Raw genomic sequence first — 21485 nt, 5'->3', positions numbered from 1 at the left:
CGCGCCTGACCGCCCTGCCGCATCCCGGCCGCGGAAGGTGGTCGCGCGCGGTGTTCCGCGGGCCGCGACCACAGCCCACGGCACCGGAGGGACGGCGTCGGAGGAGGTGCGGTCATGACGGCCGATCAGGTGCTCATGGGGCTGGGACTGATCGTGGTGCTCGCGGTCGGCTCGCAACTGCTGGCGAACCGGCTGCGCGTCCCGGCACTGCTCATCCTGCTGCCGGCCGGCTTCACCGCCGGGGCCCTCACCGACACCGTCAACCCCGAACGGCTGCTGGGCGCCGCCTTCTCCCCGCTGGTGTCCCTGGCGGTGGCGGTGATCCTGTATGACGCCGGTCTGGGTCTGGACCTCACACGGCTCAAGGGCCACACGCGTCGCGTCGTGCACAGGCTGCTCTGGCTCGGGACGGTGTTCACCGTGGTGTCCGCCGCGCTGTTCGCCGTACCGGTCCTGGACATGTCGATGGGGGCCGCGGTGATGCTCGCCGCGATCCTGGTCGTCTCCGGGCCGACCGTCGTCGCGCCGCTGCTCAACTTCGTCCGGCCCGCGGAGCGGCTGCAGCGCATCCTCATCTGGGAGGGCTCGCTGATCGATCCGGTGGGCGGCATCCTGGGGGCGTTGGTCTTCCACGGCGTCATCGCGTCGGACCGTCACGGCTTCGGCAGCCGTCTCGGGGAGTTCTGCGGCAGCGCGGCCGTCGGTCTCGCGGGCGGCGCGGTCGGGGCGGCGCTGTTGTGGCTGGTGCTGAGCCGGGCGCGGATGAGCGAGGAACTGGGGACGTCGGTGCAGGTCGCCGCGGTGATCGGCGTAGCGGCGGCCTGCGACATGCTGCGCGACGACACGGGGCTGATCTCGGCAGTCGTCATGGGAATGGCCATGGCCAATCTCCCCGGCCTGGACATGCCTGCCAGGCGGCCGTTCTTCGACACCCTGGTCTCGCTGATCATCGGTCTGCTGTTCATCTCCATCTCCGCCACGGTCACCCCTTCGTCATTGCGCCACGTGGTGCTGCCGTCCCTCGCACTGGTCGCGCTGCTCGTTCTGGTGACCAGGCCCCTGGTGGCCCACCTTGCGACGCTGCGTACCGATGTGCCGCGCGGGGAACGGTGGTTCATCGGCTGGATGGCCCCGCGTGGCATCGTCGCCGCGGCCACGGCCTCCACCTTCTCGGCCGATCTGGTCAGGAAGGGCATCGCCGGAGCCGAGCGCATCCTGCCCGCCACCTTCGTCGTGATCGTCGCCACGGTCATGCTGTACGGCCTGACGGCGTTCCCGGTCGCCCGGCGGCTCGGGGTGCTGCGTCCGGCCCGTTCGAGGCCGTTGCTCGTGGGAGGCGCGCCCTGGGCGGTCGACCTGGCATCTGCGCTGAGTTCGGCGGGGGTGGACGTCCTGATGTGGGCCGGCGCCGAGCGTGAGCGGGCCCGGATCGTGGAGGCCGGACTGAAGCTGGCCCCCGGTGAACTGCTCGCCTCCGCCACCGGCGAAGGCGCGGAACTCGAAGGAATCACCGGGATTCTGCTGCTGACGGGCGAGGACGACTTCAATGCCCTCGCCTCCATGACGCTTCGCGAGAGCGTCGACGGCCCGGTCCACCGCATCGCGCCGCCCTCCGCCGACCACGGGGCGGTCGCACCGTACACCGGCGGTGAGCCACTGTTCGGCGCCGGGCTCACCGGCCCCGAGCTCTCCCGCAGATACGAGGCGGGCGCGCGCGTCGTGGCGCGACCGGCCGACGGCGCTCTCCCCGCCGGTCACGTCCTGCTGTTCGTGGTGAGCCCGGACGGACGGCTCACACCGGTCACGGGCACCCGGGCCCCCGCCCCGGAGGCGGGCGACACCGTCGTTCTCCTGAGCCCGCCCACCGCCGTACTCAGCGGCTGACCGCGGCGTCGCGGTCAGCACCCCGGGGACGTGGTCCCGGTCACGCTCACCGGCACGGATATCCCTCACATCACCCCATCGTGGTTCCGCCTTGGGGATGCCTTCAGGACAGGGGCGTCCCCCAGGGTTCCTGAGCCGAGGAGACAACGCGCATGACGGCCGAACCTGTCGCAGCACCCGCCAGCCAGCCGCCCGATCCCCTCACCCTGATCCGCACGCGCGGCTACGCGGTCCTGCTGGCCATGGTGGCGATTCTGGGAGTCCCGATCTCGGCGGGAGCCTTCGGCTTCCTCGCTCTCGTCTCCGAACTGCAGTCGTTGACGTACGACGATCTGCCCAAGGCCCTGGGCTTCGCCGGGACGCCCTCGTGGTGGCCGGTGCCGCTGGTCGGCGTGGCGGGGCTGCTGACGGCTCTGGCCATCCGATACCTCCCGGGCGACGGAGGGCACAAACCGGCCGAGGGGCTGGTGAGCACGGGCGCGCCGTCCCCCGCACAGCTGCCCGGCATCGCCCTCGCGGCCATCGCCTCCCTCGGTCTCGGCGCGGTACTCGGCCCCGAGGCGCCGCTCATCGCCCTGGGCGGGGGCGCGGCCGTGTGGGCGGTGCAGCTGATCAAGCCGGACCTCCAGCCGGGGGCGAGGGCGGTGGTGGGAGCCGCGGGCAGCTTCGCGGCCGTGAGCGCCCTGCTGGGCTCGCCGCTCCTCGGCGCGTTCCTGCTGATGGAGGCCTCGGGACTGGCCGGGATGATGCTGGGTGTCGCCCTCGTTCCCGGGCTTCTGGCGGCCGGGATCGGCGCGCTGATCTTCACAGGTCTCGGCTCGTGGACGGGTCTGGGGACCTACTCACTGGCACTGCACGAAGTGCCACCGGCCGACAGCCCCACTGTCGCCGAATTCGGCTGGGCCGTCGCCCTCGGGCTGGGGGCCGCACTCGCCGGCGCGGGAATCCACCGGCTGGCGCTCTTCCTCCAACCGCGGGTCGAGAGGCAGAGGGTGGTGGCCACGGTGGTGATGGGCCTTGCCGTCGGCGCGCTCGCGCTCGTGTACGCCGAGATCACCGGGAACTCCGCCTCACAGGTGCTGTACTCGGGCGAGCACGCCCTGGACCCCCTGCTCGCGAACAGCGCGAGGTACTCGGCTGTCACCCTGGTGGTGCTCATGGTCTGCAAGTCGCTGGCCTACTGCGCCTCCTTGAGCGCTTTCCGGGGCGGCCCCGTCTTCCCGGCCATGTTCGCCGGCGCCGCGGGCGGCCTCGCGCTGTCCCATCTCCCGGGGCTGAACCCGACATCGGGATTCGCCATGGGGATCGGGGCGATGTGCGTAGCCATGCTGAAGCTTCCGATGACATCGGTGCTGTTGGCCACGCTGCTGCTGGGATCCGAGGGTCTCACCGTCATGCCGCTCGTGATCGTCTCGGTGGTGGTTTCCTACGTCCTCACACTCAGGATCACTCCCCCGCCGGCAGCATTCGCCACGAAGCCGCCCGCGTCGTAGGCGCGTCGCGAGCCGCAGGGTGCCCTCAGACCCGCTCGCGCTCCCCGGGCCCCGCACAGAGCGCCCAGATGATGAAGATGTCCAGCGCGATGAGCACGATGGACCACAGCGGGTAGTGCGGCAGCCACGCGAAGTTGGCGAGTGCGCCGAGTCCGGCGAGGACGACGCCGGCGGCCCTCGCCCAGAACGCTCCGGTGAACAGGGCGCAGCCGGCGAGAACGATGACGATGCCGAGAATGAGGTGGATCCAGCCCCAGCCCGTCAGGTTGAACTGGAACACGTAGTTGCGCGTGGCGATGAACACGTCGTCCTTGGCTATGGCGGCGATCCCCTGAAAGATCGCCATAGCACCGGCGAAGATCATCAGAACGGCGGCGAAGGCGGTCCAGCCCGTCCGGAACGGGTGGCGGGAGCCCGTGTCTGCGCTCGGCGTCGCCTTGGGTTGGTTGCTCGTACTGGCCATGTCGGCCTCCTCGGGTAGCGGAACCGCCCGGCGGGACCGAAGCGCCCGGCGAGGCGTCCCCCGTTCCAGCGTGGCACGACAGCGGGTGACCGGCACCACCAGCGGCGCCCGCCCATGTCTCCCTGTGGAGATATGCTCTCCGATATGAGAGAGGCGAGGGGAGCCGAGGCCAGGGCCGTGGAGGCCGGGCTCGCGGTGCGGCTCGGTGAGCTGCGGGCGGAGCGCGGCTGGACGCTGGACGAGCTGGCCCGGCGCAGCGGGATGAGTCGCTCGACTCTCTCCCGGTTCGAACGCGGCGAGCTGAGTCCGACCGCCGCCCAGCTCGGCCGGCTGTGCAGCGTTCACGGGCGCACCATGTCCCGGCTGCTGCTGGAGGTGGAGGCGCAGCCGGCGCAGCTCGTGCCGGCCGGGCGTCAGGCCGTGTGGCGGGACGAGACGACAGATTTCGTCCGCAGGTCCGTCTCGCCCCCGCACGCGGGCCTGCGCGCGGAGGTCGTCGAGGGCATCCTCGGCCCTGGCGCCGCCATCGCGTACGAGAAGCCGCCCGTTCCCGGCCTGGAGCAGCACATCTGGGTCCTGGAGGGGACGCTGGAGGTCGCCGTCGACGACACCGTGCACACGGTCGGCCGGGGTGACTGCTTGCGGTTCCTGCTGCGGGGCTCTTCGCGTTTCCACTGTCCGGGCCCGGAGCGGGTCCGTTACGCACTGATGATCGTCGCACCGTGAAAGGACCTGCCGCATGACCGAGATCGTCCCGGTGTCCGGACCCGAACTGGTCACGTACGCCGATGAACTGGCCGCCCTCCTCGTGGAGACGGTCGACGGCGGTTCGTCCGTGGGGTTCCTCGCCCCGCTCGACCGGGACGCCGCCGCGCGCTGGTGGCGGGAGCGTGCCGCGTCCGTGGACGCGGGGCATCACCAGGTCTGGATCGCGAGGGACGGCGAGCGGATCGCGGGAACCATCGGCCTGGCCCGGCCGCCGCTGCCCAACGCCCGCCATCGCGCCGAGGTCGCCAAGCTGATGGTCCGCCCGGCGGCGCGCGGCCGGGGGCTCGGCCGGGCGCTGCTGGAGGCGGTCGAGCACGCGGCGGCCGGGGACGGGGTCACCCTGCTGATCCTGGACACCGAGAGCGGCAGTCCGGCCGAGCGGCTGTACCGCTCGGCCGGCTGGACGGAGTGCGGATCCGTGCCGGACTACGCCGCTGACCCGGCCGGCGTCCTGAAGCCGACCACCCTCTACTACAAGGCCGTGGGCCAGAACGGTCCGGCGGCGGGCCCGGCTCAGCAACGATGAAGCCGCGGGCGCGACAATGGCCGTGGAAGACACCGACGAGGAGATACCCATGACGCTGCACGACATCCCGCTCCACACCCTCACGGGTGAGCCGACCACGCTGGGCGCCTACAGCGGCCAGGCGGTCCTGCTGGTGAACGTCGCCTCCAAGTGCGGGCTGACCCCGCAGTACGCCGGCCTCGAACGGCTGCAGAAGGAGTACGGGGACCGGGGCTTCACCGTGCTCGGCGTGCCGTGCAACCAGTTCGGCGGTCAGGAGCCCGGGAGCTCCGAGGAGATCCAGACGTTCTGCTCGACGACGTACGGAGTCAGTTTCCCGCTGCTGGCCAAGACCGACGTCAACGGCGCGGGCCGGCATCCGCTGTACGCGGAACTCACGCAGCTCGCGGACGCGGACGGCGAGGCCGGTGACATCCAGTGGAACTTCGAGAAGTTCCTCATCTCCCCCGCCGGCGAGCCGGTCGCCCGAATCCGCCCCCGCACGGAGCCGGAGGCACCGGAGGTCGTCAGCGCCATCGAGGCGCAGCTGCCCGCCTGAAAGCTGTCCGGTCGTCCCTGGTGCGTCAGCGCGCACGGCGTGAGACGTGGTGCGGCGCAAGGCGTTGAGGCGTCGTCCGGGGGTGCGTGCGGGCGATCCGCCGGCGCGGCGGGGCCGTAACTGTCTGTCGTGCCGCCCGCCGGGGATCAGGGGCAGCCCTCATCGGTGAGGCACCGCGCCTCGATGCCGGCGGTGCCCCGCCCGAACGGCGCGGCCCCCGGCCCTGTCGGTGCGACAGGGCCGGGGGCCGGTTCACCGGAAGCGGGCCGGGGGGTCAGCGGATCGGCATCCCGGACAGCGTGCGGGCGATCACCAGGCGCTGGATCTCGCTCGTCCCCTCGAAGATCGTGTAGATCGCGGCGTCCCGGTGCATGCGCTCCACCGGGTACTCACGGGTGAAGCCGTTGCCGCCGAGGATCTGGATCGCCTGGGCCGTGACCTTCTTGGCGGTCTCGCTCGCGTACAGCTTGGACATGGAGCCCTCGGCGGACTCGAACGGCTTGCCGGCGCTCGCCATCCACGACGCACGCCAGACGAGCAGCCGCGCCGCGTCGATCTGCGTACGCATGTCGGCGAGCTGGAAGGCGACGCCCTGGTTGTCGATGATCGGGCGGCCGAACTGGGTCCGGGTCTTCGCGTAGTCCAGTGCCACCTCGTACGCCGCGCGGGCGGTGCCGACCGCCATCGCGCCGACGGCCGGGCGGGAAGCCTCGAACGTGGCCATCGCGGCGTTCTTCACGCGCTCACCACCGCCGGCGGCCGCGCGCTCACGGGCCCGGGCGAGGCGCTGGTCGAGCTTCTCCTTGCCCCCGAGCAGGCAGTGACCCGGGACGCGTACGTCCTCCAGGACGACCTCGGCGGTGTGCGAGGCGCGAATACCGTGCTTCTTGAACTTCTGGCCCTGCGAGAGGCCTGCGGTGTCCGGCGGCACGATGAAGGAGGCGTGCCCCTTGGAACCGAGCTCGGCGTCGACGACCGCGACCACGACGTGGACATTGGCGATGCCGCCGTTGGTCGCCCAGGTCTTGGTGCCGTTGAGCACCCACTCGTCCTTGGCCTGGTCGTACACGGCGCGGGTACGCATCGAGGCGACGTCGGAGCCGGCGTCGGGCTCGGAGGAGCAGAAGGCGGCGACCTTCACGTCGTTCGCGTCGCCGTACATCTGCGGGATCCAGGTGCCGATCTGCTCCTCGGTGCCGTTGGCGAGGACGCCGACGGCCGCCAGGCCCGTGCCGACGATCGACAGGGCAATGCCCGCGTCGCCCCAGAAGAGCTCCTCCATCGCCATCGGGATACCGAGGCCTGTCGGGTCGAAGAACTGCTGCGCGTAGAAGTCGAGGGAGTAGATTCCGACCTTGGCCGCCTCCTGGATGACGGGCCAGGGCGTTTCCTCACGCTCGTCCCACTCCGAAGCTGCCGGACGGATCACGTCCGCGGCGAAGCCGTGAAGCCAGTCACGGACCTGCTTCTGGTCGTCGTTGAGCTCGAGCGTGAACTCGGCCATGTTCCCCTCCACGTACTGCCGTCAAAAACTGATCGTTACTTGCGGTAACAACAGTCTGTTACCGACAAGTAGCCTGTGTCAACTGCTTGGACGGCGATCCACACACCCCTGGGCAGGGTGTTACGTTGCGCAGGCAGGACGGACATGCAGGGTCAGGGGTGGGAGAAACGACATGGAGACCACACGACAGGCCGAGCGACAGCGGACCGCGGCCGAACGCCGCCGCCGCGAGCTGCTCGAGGCCGCCGACCGCGTGGTGCTCAGGGACGGCCCCGGGGCTTCGATGAACGCCATCGCCGCAGAGGCCGGCATCACCAAGCCCATTCTCTACCGGCACTTCGGTGACAAGGGCGGCCTCTACCGCGCCCTTGCCAAGCGGCACACCGACGCCCTGCTGAGCGCCCTGCGGGCCGCACTCGACGCCCCCGCCGACCGCCGTGAACGCGTCGAGGCGACGCTCGACACCTACCTCGCGGCGATCGAGGCACGCCCGCAGGTCTACCGCTTCCTGATGCATCCCTCCGACGACGCGGCTCCCTCCTCCGAGCAGGGCTTCGACGTGGGAAGGCACTCGGCCCCGCTGCTGCGGCGCCTCGGCGAGGAGCTCGCCATGGTCATCGCGGAGCGGGTGGACCTCGGCCCGGGCAGCCAGGAGATGGCCCGGATCTGGGGCCACGGCATCGTCGGCATGATGCACGCGGCGGGCGACTGGTGGCTGGGCGAACGCCCCTGCTCGCGCGACCAGTTGGTGCGCAGCCTGGCCGATCTGCTCTGGGGCAGGCTGGCCGCGGCGGGCGACCGCCCCGGCGGTCCCGGATTCTGACGCACCGACCGCCCGGCGACCGCTCAGCCGGTGCGCCCCCAGGGCGCCCGGCGGGCCGCCCGCAGCGCGCGTGCCCGGCGCAGTCCGGTCAGCCGGTCCGTGTAGACGTCGCCGTCGAGATGGTCGCACTCGTGCTGGAGGCAGCGGGCGAAGAAGCCCGTTCCGCTGATCCGCACCGGCTCCCCGTCGGCCGTCACCCCCTCGACCACGGCATGGTCGAAGCGCGGCGTGCCGGCCTCGATCCCCGGGAGCGACAGACAGCCCTCCGGGCCGCGCACGATGATGCCGTCGGCCTCGACGAGCGTGGGGTTGACCACATGCCCGAGATGACGGACGTCCTCGTCGTCGGGGCAGTCGAAGACGAACACCCGAAGCGGCACACCGACCTGGTTGGCGGCAAGACCGACGCCCTGCGCCTCGTACATCGTGGCGAACATGTCCTCGACCAGCCGGGCGAGCGACGGCCCGAAGTCCGTGACCGGCTCGCACGCGGCGTGGAGCACCGGGTCGCCGAGCAGGCTCATGGTCCGGACGAGGCCGGAGCTGCCAGGGATGGGGCGGTTTCGCATGACGGTCATCGTACGTTCCGCCACGACGTCCGAAGCGGGCCGTGGCCGCCTGCGGAACGTCCCGAACGGAGCCGTAGCCGTCCGCGCGGCCTCATCGCCGGAACATTCGCGACGCCTCCCGCCCGTGGCGGAGAACGACCGCACACAGGCGGTGAGCGGCAGCGAGGAGAGGTGACGCAGAGTCAGGGAATCTCGCCGCCGCCTCGCGCGGGAAAAACGCGGAGCCTGAGCCAGGACGAGCGAACCCCCTCTGACCTGTATGTTTGCCAGATCAGGGCGCGGGTGTTATTTCACCCGCGGCACGTTCCACGTGAACTCCACAGGCCTGGCGGTGCCGCCGTGCCTCCGCCGCGCCGGACATCGATAGGCTGGGCGCGGACCGATGCAAGGAGGATCTAGGACGATGGCAGGCAACACGGAGCCGTTGTCGCCGCGGGCCAAGCTGGCCGTGACGGCGGGCAAGGCCGCTGCGGCGGTGTCGCGAGCGGCCGGGCGGGGCAGCGGATCGGTGATCGGCGGCCGGGTGGCGCTCAAGCTCGACCCCGACCTGCTCGGGCGGCTGGCGCAGCACCTGGACGTGATCCTCGTGTCGGCGACGAACGGCAAGACGACCACGACCCGGCTGATCGCCGAGGCACTGCGGGCCGCGGGCCCGGTCGTGTCGAACGCGCTCGGCGCCAACATGCCCGCGGGCATCACCTCGGCCCTGGCCGGCGGCTCGGACGCGCAGTACGGCGTGATCGAGGTCGACGAGAAGTACCTCGCGGGGGTTGCCCGTGACACGACACCCAAGGTGATCGCGCTCCTCAACCTCTCGCGCGACCAGCTCGACCGCGCCGCGGAGACCCGGATGCTCGCCGAGAAGTGGCGGGAGGGCCTGTCCGGCTCGAAGGCCGTGATCGTCGCCAACGCCGACGACCCGCTGATCGTCTGGGCCGCCTCCTCCTCCCCCAACGTGGTGTGGGTCGCGGCCGGCCAGGCGTGGAAGGACGACGCCTGGTCCTGCCCGTCCTGCGGCGGCGTGATGCAGCGCCCCGGCGACGACTGGTTCTGCGGTGAGTGCGGTTTCCGCCGTCCGCCGCCCAGCTGGGTCCTGCACGGTGACTACGTGCTCGACCCGCACGGATCGGCGTGGCCGATCCACCTCCAGCTGCCGGGCCGCGCCAACAAGGCCAACGCCACCAGCTCGGCTGCCGTTGCCGCCGTCTTCGGGGTTCCTCCGCAGGTCGCCCTGGAGCGGATGTACCAGGTGCAGGCCGTCGCCGGCCGTTACGACGTGGTCACCTTCCTCGGCCGCGAGCTCCGGCTCCTGCTGGCGAAGAACCCGGCGGGCTGGCTGGAGACCTTCTCCCTGATCGACCCGCCGCCCACCCCGGTGATCCTGTCCGTCAACGCACGCGGCGCGGACGGCACGGACACCTCGTGGCTGTGGGACGTGGACTACACCCAGCTCGCGGGCCATCCGATCTTCGTGCTCGGCGACCGCAAGCTGGACCTTGCGGTCCGGCTCGAAGTGGCCGGTCTCGACTTCCGGGTCTGCGAGAACCTCGACGAGGCCGTCCAGCAGGCGCCTCCCGGACGCATCGAGGTCATCGCCAACTACACCGCCTTCCAGGATCTGCGCCGTCGTGTCGGCAACTGACCCCGGCCCCGGGCCCCTCAGGAGAGGACGAAGCATGAGCAACAACAGCCTGCGGCTGGTGTGGGTCTACCCGGACCTGTTGAGCACCTACGGCGACCAGGGCAACGCCCTCGTGGTGGAGCGCCGGGCACGTCAGCGCGGTCTCGACGTGTCGCGCGTCGACGTGCGCAGCGACCAGCCCGTCCCCACGTCCGGGGACATCTATCTGATCGGCGGCGGTGAGGACCGGCCGCAGCGGCTCGCGGCGGAGCGGCTGCGCCGCGACGGCGGCCTCAGCCGGGCCGCGTCCAACGGCGCGATCATCTTCTCGGTCTGCGCCGGGTACCAGATCCTCGGCCACGAGTTCGTCAACGACCTCGGTGAACGCGAGCAGGGTCTCGGGTTGCTCGACGTGGTCTCCACCCGCGGCGAGGGTGCCCGGTGCGTCGGCGACGTGCTCGGGGACATCGACCCGCGCCTCGGGCTGCCGCCGCTGACCGGTTTCGAGAACCACCAGGGCATCACCCATCTCGGGCCGACGGCACGGCCGTTCGCCCAGGTGCGGTTCGGCGGGGGCAACGGCACGGGTGACGGGACGGAAGGCGCGTACAACGACACCGTCTTCGGCACGTACATGCACGGCCCCGTGATGGCGCGCAACCCGCTCATCGCGGATCTGCTGCTGAAGCTGGCCCTCGATGTGAACGCGTTGCCGCCCACGGACGACCGCTGGTACGAGGCGCTGCGCGCCGAGCGGATCGCCTCGGCGACACAGCCCGCCTGATGAGGCGTAATTCGCTCAGCTGAGCGGAGTCCAGCAGGCGGACGCCCGGTTCGGTCCCGCCACCCTGCGCCGGTAGGGTGGCGGGGATCCAACCGGACGACGTGGTCCGGTCGTCGGCCCACGTTGCAAAGGTTCCCCGGGCAATGCGAATTGGTGTGCTCACCTCCGGCGGCGACTGCCCCGGCCTCAATGCCGTCATCCGTTCCGTCGTCCACCGCGCTGTGGTCGACCACGGCGACGAGGTCATCGGCTTCCACGACGGGTGGCGGGGCCTCCTCGAGTGCGACTACCGCAAGCTCGACCTGGACGCGGTCGGCGGCATCCTCGCCCGCGGCGGTACGATCCTCGGCTCCTCCCGGGTCCAGCCCGCGCATCTGCGCGGCGGCGTCGAACAGGCCCGGGGCCATGTCGCGGACCTCGGCCTCGACGCCATCATCCCGATCGGCGGCGAGGGCACGCTGAAGGCGGCCAACCTGCTGTCCGAGGCGGGACTGCCGATCGTCGGCGTACCGAAGACGATCGACAACGACATCGCCTCCACTGACGTGACGTTCGGTTTCGACACCGCCGTGGGCGTGGCCACCGAGGCCCTCGACCGGCTGAAGACCACCGCCGAGTCCCACCAGCGCGTCATGATCGTCGAGGTCATGGGCCGTCACACCGGCTGGATCGCCCTGCACTCCGGCATGGCGGCCGGCGCGCACGCCATCGTCGTCCCGGAGCGCCCCTTCGACATCGACGAGCTGACCGAGCTGGTCGGCCGGCGCTTCTCGGCCGGCAAGAAGTTCGCCATCGTCGTGGTCGCCGAGGGCGCGAAGCCGCGCGAGGGCTCCATGGAGTTCGAGTCCGGCGTCAAGGACGTCTACGGGCACGAGCGCTTCGCCGGTGTGGCGACGCAGCTCTCCATCGAGCTGGAGCAGCGCCTGGGCAAGGAGGCGCGCCCGGTGATTCTCGGCCATGTGCAGCGCGGCGGCACGCCGACCGCGTACGACCGTGTCCTCGCCACCCGCTTCGGCTGGCACGCGGTGGAGGCGGCGCACCGCGGCGAGTTCGGCATGATGACGGCGCTGCGCGGCACGGACATCACGATGGTGCCCCTCGCGGATGCCGTGGAGACCCTGAAGACGGTCCCGGCCGAGCGCTACGCCGAGGCCGAGTGCGTGCTCTGAGACACACCACTCCCCGAGACCGCCCCCGGCCGCAACCGCGGCCGGGGGCGGTTCTACTCTGGTCGGGACAACCGGCACGAAACGGGGACGTCCCGGCGTTCCCATCGGGAGTGAACAGATGGATCACAGCGGGCACGGCATGAACATGGATCTGCCGCCGTTCACGCTGGGACGCGGGCTCCAGTTCTCCGCGGACCCGTTCTTCCTGATCGGCTGCGTCCTCGCGGTGGTCCTGTACGGGTACGCGGTACTGCGGCTGCGTCGGCGCGGGGACAGCTGGCCGGTCAGCCGGGCCGCCTTCTTCGTCGTCGGAGTGCTCACCATCGCGCTGGTGATGTGCACCCGCCTCAACGACTACGGCATGGTCATGTTCAGCGTGCACATGGTGCAGCACATGGTGATCAGCATGCTCTCGCCGATCCTGCTGCTGCTGGGTGCGCCCGTGACCCTCGCGTTGCGTGCACTGCCGGTCGCGGGGCGCGGCAGGAAGGGGCCCCGGGAGCTGCTCCTGATGCTGCTGCACAGCCGGTACATGAAGATCGTCACGCATCCCGCGTTCACGATCCCGCTCTTCATCGCCAGCCTCTACGCCCTGTACTTCACTCCTCTCTTCGACTACCTGATGGGGTCGACGACCGGGCACCTCGCGATGATGGTGCATTTCCTGGCCGTCGGCCTGTTCTTCTTCTGGCCGATCATGGGCGTGGATCCGGGGCCGCACCGCCCTGGCTATGTGATGCGGATGCTGGAGCTGTTCGCCGGGATGCCGTTCCACGCCTTCTTCGGCATCGCGCTGATGATGGCGAGCCAGCCGATGGTGAAGGTCTACGAGAATCCCCCGGCATCGCTCGGCATCGACGCCCTGGCCGACCAGAACGCGGCCGGCGGCATCGCGTGGGCGTTCAGCGAGATCCCGTCGGTCCTGGTCCTGGTGGCCCTGGTGTTCCAGTGGTACCGCTCGGAACAGCGGACGGCGAAGCGCTCGGACCGCGCCGCGGACCGGGACGGTGACCAGGAGCTCCAGGCGTACAACGCCTATCTCGCGTCCTTGCAGGCGCGCGGACAGTAGCGGTGGAGGGGCTTTCGGGGAGACGATGGCAGCCACGGCCGCGCGGCCGGTGAGGTCTTGTCCGGGGTTCCCCGTCGTCCGCGCGGAGCGCGGGCGCGACGGCGGTCGATCGGCGTGCGGACGCGGGGCTTGTGGCCCAGCCACCTGTCCTGCGGCACGGCGTGGCGAGCGGTGTGCGTGCCCGGGCGTCGGGGCTCGGACGGGGTACCCCGGACAGGACCTCTTGGAGGGTGCGCGCATGTCCGGATCCACGAAGGCAATGGGAGTGCTCACCGTCGGTGCCCTGGTGGCAGTCACCGCGTACACGGTGGCGCTGGGGAGCAACGGCTGGCTCTGGTTCGGCTGGGTGGTGCTGGGGCTGATCACGATGGGCATGGTCGCCACCCGGGAGACCTGAGCCGACGGAGCAGGGGCGGCCGGTTCCGTACACCCGGACGGGGCCGGCCTGCGGGTCGCCCCGAGCGCCTGCCCGGGGCCGGGGCGGGCAGGCCCTTACTGTTCGGGACACGGTGCCGCCGACACGGCGGCCGGGCCCGAGGAGTTCGTGATGGGGAACCGCGCTGGAGCGGCCGCGGCCGTGACGGTGGGCCTGCTGGCCGCCGTGCTCGCCGGGTGTTCGGACGACGGCGGAAGCAGCAGCTCCGCATCCGCCACGCCGTCCGCGAAGGGCACCTCGGCATCCGGGACCGTGGCAGCCGCGTCCAGCCCGCTGGGCACCATCCTGGTCGACGGCGAAGGCCGGACGCTCTATCTCTGGGAGGCGGACACCGCCTCCCGGTCGACCTGCGGGGGCGACTGCGCGAAATCCTGGCCACCGGTGACCGTCACCGGGAAGCCGGTCGCGGGCAAGGGCGTGAAAGCCGCCCTGCTGGCCACCACGACGCGTGACGACGGCCGCAAGGAGATCACCTACAACGGTCACCCGCTGTACCGCTACGGAGGCGACACGAGCGCCGGCGACACCAACGGTCAGGGGGCGAACGCTTTCGGTGCGGCCTGGTACGTGCTCGACCCCGCCGGGAACAAGATCACGAAGGCTCCGCCCTCCCCCTCGGCCTCGAACAACGGGGGGTACTGACCCGTGCTCGCGCTGCTTCCCGTCAGGGCGCGCGCCGCCATGGTGGTCCCCCTGGCCTGTGCCGCCGCCCTGACCGGCTGTTCCGGCGGTGGTGGCGGCTCCGCGTCGTCCGCCTCACCCAGCCGCGCGGCCTCGCCGTCGACGGGCGGCGCAGTGATCACGATCAAGGACTTCGCGTTCCATCCGGCGACGGTGACCGTCGCCCCGGGTACGAAGGTCACCGTGACCAACAAGGATGCGGCAACCCACACAGTGACGGCGACCGCAGACAAAGCCTTCGACACCGGCCAGGTGAAGTCGGGGCAAACGGTCACCTTCACCGCTCCGGCACGGCCGGGCTCGTATCCGTACATCTGCACCATCCATCCGACCATGAACGGCTCGCTCACGGTGCGCTGAGAGCGGTTTCCGGCACGTCCCGCGAACCGGTTCTCCCGACCGGCTGGGGGCGCGCGTACACCATCGCGCAGGCCGGCCGGGCCTTTCCGGAGCGCCGGTGATCGCGGTACCGGCAGAGCGCGTTCGTCACTCTCCGCCCAGAGTTGGTAGACGGTTGTACTAGATGGCCGACCCGTCGATGATCCGGCGAAGGCTTCCGGTCGCGTCACCCCTACCGTCCTCCGCGTGACTGTCCAGCGGGTTTGCCCACGGCCCCACGCGGCGCCCCGGCGGCGACGCCGGTCCACCCGAGGCCGTCGCGCCGGGACCGCCCCTCCCTGGCCGTCACCCACCGTGCACGCCCGGAAGGGCGCTCGCGACCGCCTCCGGAAGCGTGGGCACGCATTCGCGAACACACCCCGCCCGCCCCCGTGCGCGACGTCTCGCCCGGGCCGCGCGGAGCGTTCACACACCGGAGGGAAGACGCCCGCCGACCGCCCCCGCCGGCACCTTCCGGGACGCCCAACCCCACTGCCCCCGACGTCCGTTCGACGTGTGGCCGAGTTCACGCGCTCGTAAGGCAGTTGTGATTTAAGTCTTGACAGGTGCCCATCACCACGCCACCTTGGGAGCGCTCCCACAATCAAGACTTGCACACTCCACTCCCCTCCCTTCTCCCCCAACACCGGGTGGCGAAAGGGGCGTTACGGGGCGCAGCCGCGCTCCCCGCAACGCCCCACCCACCCGGCCGAGGAAGGCGTTTGTCATGAGCTTGGTGAAGCGCTGTAGACACGGCCGCGCCGGAGGGCTCTCGACCCTCCTGGTCGGGGCCCTGGCCCTCGCCACCACCCTGACGGGTGGACCGGCGACCGCGGCCGAACAGGGCACGTTGCACGAACTCGCCGCGGCCCAGGGCAAATACTTCGGCTCCGCCACCGACAACCCCGAGCTGCCCGACGCGGCCTACGCGGCCACCCTGGGGTCCGAGTTCGGGCAGATCACCCCCGGCAACTCCATGAAGTGGGACACCACCGAGCCGGTGCGGGGCCAGTTCGACTTCGCCAAGGGCGATGTGGTCACCGACTTCGCACAGCAGCACGGCCAGTCTGTGCGCGGCCACACCCTCGTCTGGCACAACCAGCTGCCCGGCTGGGTCGGTGCACTGCCGTCGGCCCAGGTCGAGGCCGCCATGACGAACCACGTCACCGAGGAAGCGACGCACTACCGCGGAGTCGTCTCGGCCTGGGACGTGGTGAACGAACCGTTCAACGAGGACGGGACCTTCCGCACGAGCCCCTTCTACACCGCCATGGGCAGCGACTACATCGCCACCGCCCTGCGCGCCGCGCATGCCGCGGACCCGGACGCCAAGCTCTATGTCAACGACTACAACATCGAGGGGCTCGGCGCGAAGAGCGACGCCATGTACGCCCTGGTCAGCAAGCTGCTCGACGAGGGTGTGCCGCTCGACGGCGTCGGCATGCAGGCGCATCTGGCCGTGCAGTACGGCTTCCCGTACCAGATGCGGGCGAACATGCAGCGGTTCGCCGATCTCGGTCTCGACGTCGCCGTCACCGAACTCGACGTGCGCATGCAGTTGCCCGCCGACGCGGCCAAGACCGCCACGCAGTCCTCGTACTACCAGCAGGTGACCGAGGCCTGCCTGGCGGTCGAACGCTGCGTCGGCATCACCGTCTGGGACTACACGGACAAGTACTCCTGGGTCCCGGGCACGTTCCCCGGTGAGGGTGCGGCCAATCTGTACGACGAGGACCTGCGGCCGAAGTCCGCCTACTCCGCGGTGCGCACCGCACTGGGCGACGACGACGGCGGCGGCCCCGGAGGCCCGAGCGCCCTCAAGGCGCAGTACCGCAACAGCGACTCCTCCGTGGGCGACAACCAGATCAAGCCGGGTCTCCAACTCGTGAACACCGGTGGCACGGCGGTCAGCCTCTCGTCGGTGACGGTCCGTTACTGGTTCACTTCCGACAACGGGGCTTCCACATACGGCACTTGGTGCGACTGGTCTCCCATCGGCTGCTCCACCGTTACCCACCGGGTCGCCGCGGCGAGTACCCCGAGTACGGGCGCCGACCACTACCTCGAAGTGGGTTTCACCGGCGGCAGTCTGGCGCCGGGCGCCACCACCGGCGAGATCCAGTTGCGCCTCAGCAAGACTGACTGGTCGAACTTCGACGAGTCCAACGACTACAGCCACGGATCCGGCACCTCGTACGCGGACGCCACCAAGATCGCCGTCTACGTCGACGGAGAGCTGGCCTGGGGCATCGAGCCCTGACCGTCGGCCGCGCCGGCCCGCACCGCTTCCCGCCCCCTCCCGCTCCCCTGCCGTACCTCCCCGCGCTCCACCGCACTTCCCCGCCGCATCTCACGTCCCCCTTTTCACCCCCTCCCTCCCCACAGACACCCGCCAATGGAGGATTTGTGTCGATATCACGTAGAACATTCAGCAGCGCCCTGGGCGGCAGCCTGCTGGCCATGGGTCTGGCCCAGGGCACCGCCGTCGCCGGGCCCTCGTCCCCGGCGGCCGGCACCGGCGCCCGTGCGGCCGCGGCCGACGACCCTTACACCCAGGCCTTCCTCACGCAGTACGGCAAGATCAAGGCGGCCTCCAACGGCTATTTCAGCCCGGACGGCCTGCCGTACCACTCGGTCGAGACCCTGATGGTCGAGGCGCCCGACCACGGCCACCAGACCACGTCGGAGGCCGTCAGCTTCTGGATGTGGCTGGAGGCCGCGTACGGACGGGTCACCGGTGACTGGGCGCCCTTCAACGCGGCCTGGGCGGTGGCCGAGAAGACCATCATTCCCCAGCACGCCGACCAGTCGACGGCCGACTCGTACAACCCGTCGTCCCCCGCGACCTACGCCCCGGAACACCCGCTCCCGAGCGGCTACCCCTCCGCCCTGGATGCCACGGTCAAGGTGGGCACGGACCCGCTCGCCACCGAACTCGCCTCGTCCTACGGGACGATGGACGTCTACGGCATGCACTGGCTGATGGACCTGGACAACGTCTACGGCTATGGCAACAAGCCGGGCACCGGCGGCGAGTCCGGGCCGGGTGCCGGCGCTTCGTTCATCAACACCTACCAGCGCGGCGCGCAGGAGTCGGTGTGGGAGACGGTTCCCCAGCCCACCACCGACCTCTTCAAGTACGGGGGCCCCAACGGGTACCTCGACCTGTTCGTCGATGACGCGAGCTACGCCAAGCAGTACAAGTACACCAACGCGCCGGACGCCGACGCCCGCGCGGTGCAGGCTGCCTACTGGGCGTACCGCTGGGCCTCGGCCCAGGGCAAGGCGAGCGACGTCTCGGCCTCGGTCGCGAAGGCCGCCAAGATGGGCGACTACCTCCGCTACGCCATGTTCGACAAGTACTTCAAGCGGGTGGGCGACTGCACCGACCCGGCGTCCTGCCCGGCGGCCAGCGGCCGGGACTCCCAGCACTACCTGCTGTCCTGGTACTACGCCTGGGGCGGTGCGGCCGCGGGCAGTGGCGGCGGCTGGGCCTGGCGCATCGGCGACGGGGCCTCCCACCAGGGTTATCAGAACCCGCTGGCGGCCTGGGCACTGTCCAACGTGCCGTCGCTGACCCCCAAGTCGGCGACGGCCAGGTCCGACTGGTCCAAGAGCCTGACCCGGCAACTGGAGTTCCTGACCTGGCTGCAGTCGAGCGAGGGTGCCTTCGCGGGCGGTTGCACCAACAGCTGGGAGGGCAGCTACAGCAAGCCGCCGGCCGGCACACCCACCTTCTACGGCATGGCCTACGACTGGCAGCCGGTCTACCACGATCCGCCCAGCAACAACTGGTTCGGCTTCCAGGCGTGGGGCATGGAGCGGCTCGCCGCGTACTACCACGAGACGGGCAACGCGACCGCCGAGGCGGTGCTGTCCAAGTGGGTGGCCTGGGCCTCGTCCGAGACGACGGTGGGCGCCGACGGCAGCTTCCGCTTCCCCTCCACGCTCAACTGGAGTGGACAGCCCGACACCTGGAACGCGGCGTCCCCCGGGGCCAACGCGGGTCTGCACGTCACGGTCGTGGACTACGCCAACGACGTCGGTGTGGGCGCCGCGTACGTCAAGACGCTCACCTACTACGCCGCCAAGTCGGGTGACGAGGACGCCGCGGCGCTGGCCAAGGCGCTGCTGGACGCCATGGCGCTGAACGCCACCGACAAGGGCATCTCGGTGCCGGAGACCAGGAAGGACTACAACCGCTTCAACGACGAGGTGTACATCCCGGACGGATGGTCGGGCACGATGCCCAACGGCGACACCATCGAGCCGGGTTCGACGTTCATCGGCATCCGCAGCTGGTACAAGGACGACCCGGACTGGCCGAAGGTGCAGGCCTACCTCGACGGCGGCGCGGCCCCCACCTTCACGTACCACCGCTTCTGGGCGCAGGCGGCCCTCGCGCTGGCCTTCGCCATCTACGCGGAGCTTCTGGTGGAAGGGGGCAGCGAGCCGGGTGGGGACACCGAGCCGCCGACGGTACCGGCCGGCCTCACCGTGACGGCGACGACCAGCAACAGCGTCTCGCTCTCCTGGTCGGCCTCCACCGACAACGTCGCCGTGACCGGCTACGACGTGTACCGCAACGGCGTGCTGGCGGGGAACGCCACCACCCGGACCTTCACCGACCCGGACCTCGCCGCGGCGACCGAGTACAGCTACGCGGTCGCGGCACGGGACGCGGGAGGCAACACCTCGGCACTGTCGGCCGCCGTCACCGCCACCACGAAGACGGGGGGCTCGACCGGCACCGGCGCGGTGAAGATCCAGTACAGGAACAGCGACTCGAACAGCAGCGACAACCAGATCAGGATGGGCCTGCAGGTGCTGAACACGGGCAGCGCCCCGATCGATCTGTCGACCGTGAAGGTGCGCTACTGGTTCACCGCCGACGGCGGCCCGAGCACCTTCGGCACGTACTGCGACTACGCCGCGCTCGGCTCCTCCAACATCACCCACTCGGTGGTGGCCGTCTCCAGCCCGAAGACGGGTGCCGACCGGTATCTGGAGGTCGGCTTCACCGGCGGAGCCGGCACGCTGGCAGCGGGGGCCTCGACGGGTGAGCTCCAGCTGCGGCTCAACAAGAGCGACTGGTCCAACTTCAACGAGAGCAACGACTACAGCCGGGCCACCAACACCGCCTACGCCGACTCATCCAAGGTCGGCGCCTACGTCGCCGGCACCCTCGCCTGGGGTGTCGAGCCGTGACGGGCCCGAGATTCCCGGCCCTGGCCGGGACGGCTGCGGCGCTCGTGCTCGCTGCCGCTTCGATGCTCACCGGCGCCCCGTCCGCGTCGGCGGCGCCGGTCACCGACTGCACGCCGTGGGGAACCACCGAACTGCAGGGCGGGGAGTACCTCTACCAGCAGAACGAGTGGAACTCCGAGACCGAGCAGTGCGTCAGCGTCGACCCGGACACGGGCGCCTGGAGCGTCACCAAGTCCTCGTTCTCCCTGCCGACGAACGGGGCCCCGGCGACGTACCCCTCCAGTTACAAGGGCTGTCACTGGGGGGCGTGCACGACGGCCAGCGGGCTGCCGCTGCGCGTCGACCAGCTGGGCAGCGTACGCACCGACTGGTCGACGACCCAGGTCGCCTCCGGCGCGTACAACGTCTCGATGGACATCTGGTTCAACTCTGCGCCGGTCACCGACGACCAGCCGGACGGCACCGAGGTCATGATCTGGATGAACCACAGGGGCGGGGTCCAGCCGATCGGGTCGCGCACCGCGACGGTGCAGCTCGACGGCCGGAACTGGGACGTGTGGACGGGTCCCGGCGCCTCGGGCTGGAAGGTGATCTCGTACGTCCTGCAGGGCGGCGCCACCGAGCTCGCCGACTTCGACGTGCTGGATCTGATCGACGACGGCGTCGGCCGGGGATCGATCGACCCGGCGCACTACCTGATCGACGCCGAAGCCGGCTTCGAGATCTGGCAGGGCGGTCAGGGCCTCGGGATGAACCGGTTCTCCTTCGAGGCGAGCACGGAGTCCGGTGGCGGGGGTGAGGACACCCAGGCGCCCACCGTGCCGTCCGGCCTCACCGTGACCGGCACGACCGCCAGTTCGGTCTCCCTGTCCTGGACCCCTGCGACGGACGACACCGGCGTCAGCGGGTACGACGTCTACCGCGACGGGGTGAAGGCGGGCTCCACCGCGTCCGCCTCGTTCACCGACACCTCTCTCGCCGCTTCGTCCTCGCACAGCTACACCGTGCGGGCCAGGGACGCGGCCGGGAACACGTCCGCGGCCTCCGCGGCGGTCAGCGCGACCACCGCGGCAGGAGGCGGCGGGACCACGGGTGCGCTCAAGGTGCAGTACAAGAACAACGACGCGTCGCCCGGCGACAACCAGATCAGGCCCGGCCTCCAGCTGGTCAACACCGGCACCACCGCGGTGGACCTGAGCAAGGTCACCCTGCGCTACTGGTTCAGCGGTGAGGCCGGCTCGGCGTCGTACGGCACCTCGTGCGACTACGCGGTCCTCGGCTGCGGCACGGTCACCCACCGTGTGGCGTCATCCGGTTCCGCAGGGCCGGGCGCGGACCACTACCTGGAGGTCGGCTTCAACGGCGGCAGCCTGGCCCCGGGCGCCTCCACCGGGGAGATGCAGCTCCGGTTCAACAAGGCCGACTGGTCCTCCTTCGACGAGACCGACGACTACAGCAGGGCCGCCAACACGGCCTTCGCCGACGCCTCGAAGGTCGGGGTGTACGTCAACGGCGCCCTGTCCGCGGGCACCGCCCCGTGACCGGTCGCTGAACGGCCGGCCACCCACCCA

General features: G+C 70.7%; 19 protein-coding genes. 16 read left to right on the top strand and 3 right to left on the bottom strand.

From position 1 onward, the window contains the following. Positions 1-114: 114 nt before the first annotated feature. Positions 115-1884: a cation:proton antiporter gene (locus tag OG538_RS31830; protein WP_406098896.1), complete on the top strand. Its 1770-nt coding sequence runs from the start codon at positions 115-117 to the stop codon at positions 1882-1884. A gap of 152 nt (positions 1885-2036) precedes the next feature. Then, entirely contained in the window at positions 2037-3377 is a 1341-nt protein-coding gene (locus tag OG538_RS31825) for a chloride channel protein (protein WP_406098895.1), read from the top strand. A gap of 25 nt (positions 3378-3402) precedes the next feature. On the opposite strand, the gene OG538_RS31820 is transcribed toward OG538_RS31825, so the two are convergent. Continuing rightward, on the bottom strand, positions 3403-3840 hold the full coding sequence (locus OG538_RS31820) for a hypothetical protein (protein ID WP_406098894.1): 438 nt from the start codon (positions 3838-3840) through the stop codon (positions 3403-3405). A 144-nt stretch (positions 3841-3984) separates the two neighbouring features. Here OG538_RS31820 and OG538_RS31815 point away from each other — a divergent pair, with 144 nt between their 5' ends. Genes OG538_RS31815 through OG538_RS31805 form a run of 3 tightly spaced genes read left to right on the top strand, consistent with a single transcriptional unit; the run spans position 3985 to position 5672 of the window. Beyond that, the gene (locus OG538_RS31815) at positions 3985-4566 is read left to right on the top strand and encodes a helix-turn-helix domain-containing protein (RefSeq protein WP_406098893.1); all 582 of its coding nucleotides are present in this window, start codon (positions 3985-3987) and stop codon (positions 4564-4566) included. A 13-nt stretch (positions 4567-4579) separates the two neighbouring features. Continuing rightward, entirely contained in the window at positions 4580-5134 is a 555-nt protein-coding gene (locus tag OG538_RS31810) for a GNAT family N-acetyltransferase (RefSeq protein ID WP_406098892.1), read from the top strand. Between the two features lie 49 nt (positions 5135-5183). Further along, positions 5184-5672 (top strand): glutathione peroxidase, encoded by a 489-nt coding sequence (locus OG538_RS31805; RefSeq protein WP_406098891.1) that lies wholly within the window; start codon positions 5184-5186, stop codon positions 5670-5672. A 274-nt stretch (positions 5673-5946) separates the two neighbouring features. Here OG538_RS31805 and OG538_RS31800 read toward each other — a convergent pair whose 3' ends face one another. Continuing rightward, entirely contained in the window at positions 5947-7176 is a 1230-nt protein-coding gene (locus OG538_RS31800; RefSeq protein WP_406098890.1) for an acyl-CoA dehydrogenase family protein, read from the bottom strand. 172 nt (positions 7177-7348) lie between these two features. Between OG538_RS31800 and OG538_RS31795 the strand changes: the two genes are divergently transcribed. Then, the gene (locus tag OG538_RS31795; protein WP_406098889.1) at positions 7349-7999 is read left to right on the top strand and encodes a TetR family transcriptional regulator; all 651 of its coding nucleotides are present in this window, start codon (positions 7349-7351) and stop codon (positions 7997-7999) included. A gap of 23 nt (positions 8000-8022) precedes the next feature. Here OG538_RS31795 and def read toward each other — a convergent pair whose 3' ends face one another. Then, positions 8023-8568, bottom strand: a complete 546-nt coding sequence (gene def, locus OG538_RS31790) for a peptide deformylase (RefSeq protein WP_406098887.1) — start codon at positions 8566-8568, stop codon at positions 8023-8025. Positions 8569-8971: 403 nt separating this feature from the next. Between def and OG538_RS31785 the strand changes: the two genes are divergently transcribed. From OG538_RS31785 to OG538_RS31740, 10 genes are all read left to right on the top strand, one after another. Next, positions 8972-10210: a MurT ligase domain-containing protein gene (locus OG538_RS31785; protein WP_148015277.1), complete on the top strand. Its 1239-nt coding sequence runs from the start codon at positions 8972-8974 to the stop codon at positions 10208-10210. Positions 10211-10244: 34 nt separating this feature from the next. Beyond that, positions 10245-10973, top strand: a complete 729-nt coding sequence (locus OG538_RS31780) for a type 1 glutamine amidotransferase (RefSeq protein ID WP_406098886.1) — start codon at positions 10245-10247, stop codon at positions 10971-10973. A gap of 143 nt (positions 10974-11116) precedes the next feature. After that, positions 11117-12142, top strand: a complete 1026-nt coding sequence (locus OG538_RS31775; RefSeq protein ID WP_365406959.1) for a 6-phosphofructokinase — start codon at positions 11117-11119, stop codon at positions 12140-12142. Positions 12143-12260: 118 nt separating this feature from the next. Next, positions 12261-13211 (top strand): cytochrome c oxidase assembly protein, encoded by a 951-nt coding sequence (locus tag OG538_RS31770; RefSeq protein WP_406098885.1) that lies wholly within the window; start codon positions 12261-12263, stop codon positions 13209-13211. Between the two features lie 238 nt (positions 13212-13449). Further along, a complete protein-coding gene (locus tag OG538_RS31765) occupies positions 13450-13608 on the top strand; it encodes a hypothetical protein (protein WP_148015273.1) in 159 nt (52 codons plus the stop codon). A 150-nt stretch (positions 13609-13758) separates the two neighbouring features. Beyond that, complete coding sequence (locus tag OG538_RS31760) at positions 13759-14289, top strand: hypothetical protein (protein ID WP_406098884.1); 531 nt, start codon at positions 13759-13761, stop codon at positions 14287-14289. A gap of 3 nt (positions 14290-14292) precedes the next feature. After that, entirely contained in the window at positions 14293-14688 is a 396-nt protein-coding gene (locus tag OG538_RS31755; protein WP_406098882.1) for a cupredoxin domain-containing protein, read from the top strand. A gap of 745 nt (positions 14689-15433) precedes the next feature. Continuing rightward, positions 15434-16966, top strand: coding sequence for an endo-1,4-beta-xylanase (locus OG538_RS31750; protein WP_406098880.1), 1533 nt, complete (start codon positions 15434-15436; stop codon positions 16964-16966). Between the two features lie 191 nt (positions 16967-17157). After that, entirely contained in the window at positions 17158-19914 is a 2757-nt protein-coding gene (locus tag OG538_RS31745; protein WP_406100385.1) for a glycoside hydrolase family 48 protein, read from the top strand. Then, entirely contained in the window at positions 19911-21455 is a 1545-nt protein-coding gene (locus tag OG538_RS31740) for a GH12 family glycosyl hydrolase domain-containing protein (protein ID WP_406098879.1), read from the top strand. The genes OG538_RS31745 and OG538_RS31740 overlap by 4 nt, the downstream gene beginning before the upstream one ends. Positions 21456-21485 lie beyond the last annotated feature (30 nt).

The sequence above is a fragment of the Streptomyces sp. NBC_01013 genome, from assembly GCF_045162765.1.
Classification (GTDB): Bacteria; Actinomycetota; Actinomycetes; order Streptomycetales; family Streptomycetaceae; genus Streptomyces.
Note: the sequence above shows the minus strand (reverse complement) of the source record. Positions and strands in the feature narration are given on the sequence as shown.

Bases quoted from the DNA above. Each gene is read 5' to 3' on its own strand.
- OG538_RS31830 (WP_406098896.1), top strand. From the start codon at position 115: ATGACGGCCGATCAGGTGCTCATGGGGCTGGGACTGATCGTGGTGCTC.
- OG538_RS31825 (WP_406098895.1), top strand. From the start codon at position 2,037: ATGACGGCCGAACCTGTCGCAGCACCCGCCAGCCAGCCGCCCGATCCC.
- OG538_RS31820 (WP_406098894.1), bottom strand. From the start codon at position 3,840: ATGGCCAGTACGAGCAACCAACCCAAGGCGACGCCGAGCGCAGACACG.
- OG538_RS31815 (WP_406098893.1), top strand. From the start codon at position 3,985: ATGAGAGAGGCGAGGGGAGCCGAGGCCAGGGCCGTGGAGGCCGGGCTC.
- OG538_RS31810 (WP_406098892.1), top strand. From the start codon at position 4,580: ATGACCGAGATCGTCCCGGTGTCCGGACCCGAACTGGTCACGTACGCC.
- OG538_RS31805 (WP_406098891.1), top strand. From the start codon at position 5,184: ATGACGCTGCACGACATCCCGCTCCACACCCTCACGGGTGAGCCGACC.
- OG538_RS31800 (WP_406098890.1), bottom strand. From the start codon at position 7,176: ATGGCCGAGTTCACGCTCGAGCTCAACGACGACCAGAAGCAGGTCCGT.
- OG538_RS31795 (WP_406098889.1), top strand. From the start codon at position 7,349: ATGGAGACCACACGACAGGCCGAGCGACAGCGGACCGCGGCCGAACGC.
- def (WP_406098887.1), bottom strand. From the start codon at position 8,568: ATGCGAAACCGCCCCATCCCTGGCAGCTCCGGCCTCGTCCGGACCATG.
- OG538_RS31785 (WP_148015277.1), top strand. From the start codon at position 8,972: ATGGCAGGCAACACGGAGCCGTTGTCGCCGCGGGCCAAGCTGGCCGTG.
- OG538_RS31780 (WP_406098886.1), top strand. From the start codon at position 10,245: ATGAGCAACAACAGCCTGCGGCTGGTGTGGGTCTACCCGGACCTGTTG.
- OG538_RS31775 (WP_365406959.1), top strand. From the start codon at position 11,117: ATGCGAATTGGTGTGCTCACCTCCGGCGGCGACTGCCCCGGCCTCAAT.
- OG538_RS31770 (WP_406098885.1), top strand. From the start codon at position 12,261: ATGGATCACAGCGGGCACGGCATGAACATGGATCTGCCGCCGTTCACG.
- OG538_RS31765 (WP_148015273.1), top strand. From the start codon at position 13,450: ATGTCCGGATCCACGAAGGCAATGGGAGTGCTCACCGTCGGTGCCCTG.
- OG538_RS31760 (WP_406098884.1), top strand. From the start codon at position 13,759: ATGGGGAACCGCGCTGGAGCGGCCGCGGCCGTGACGGTGGGCCTGCTG.
- OG538_RS31750 (WP_406098880.1), top strand. From the start codon at position 15,434: ATGAGCTTGGTGAAGCGCTGTAGACACGGCCGCGCCGGAGGGCTCTCG.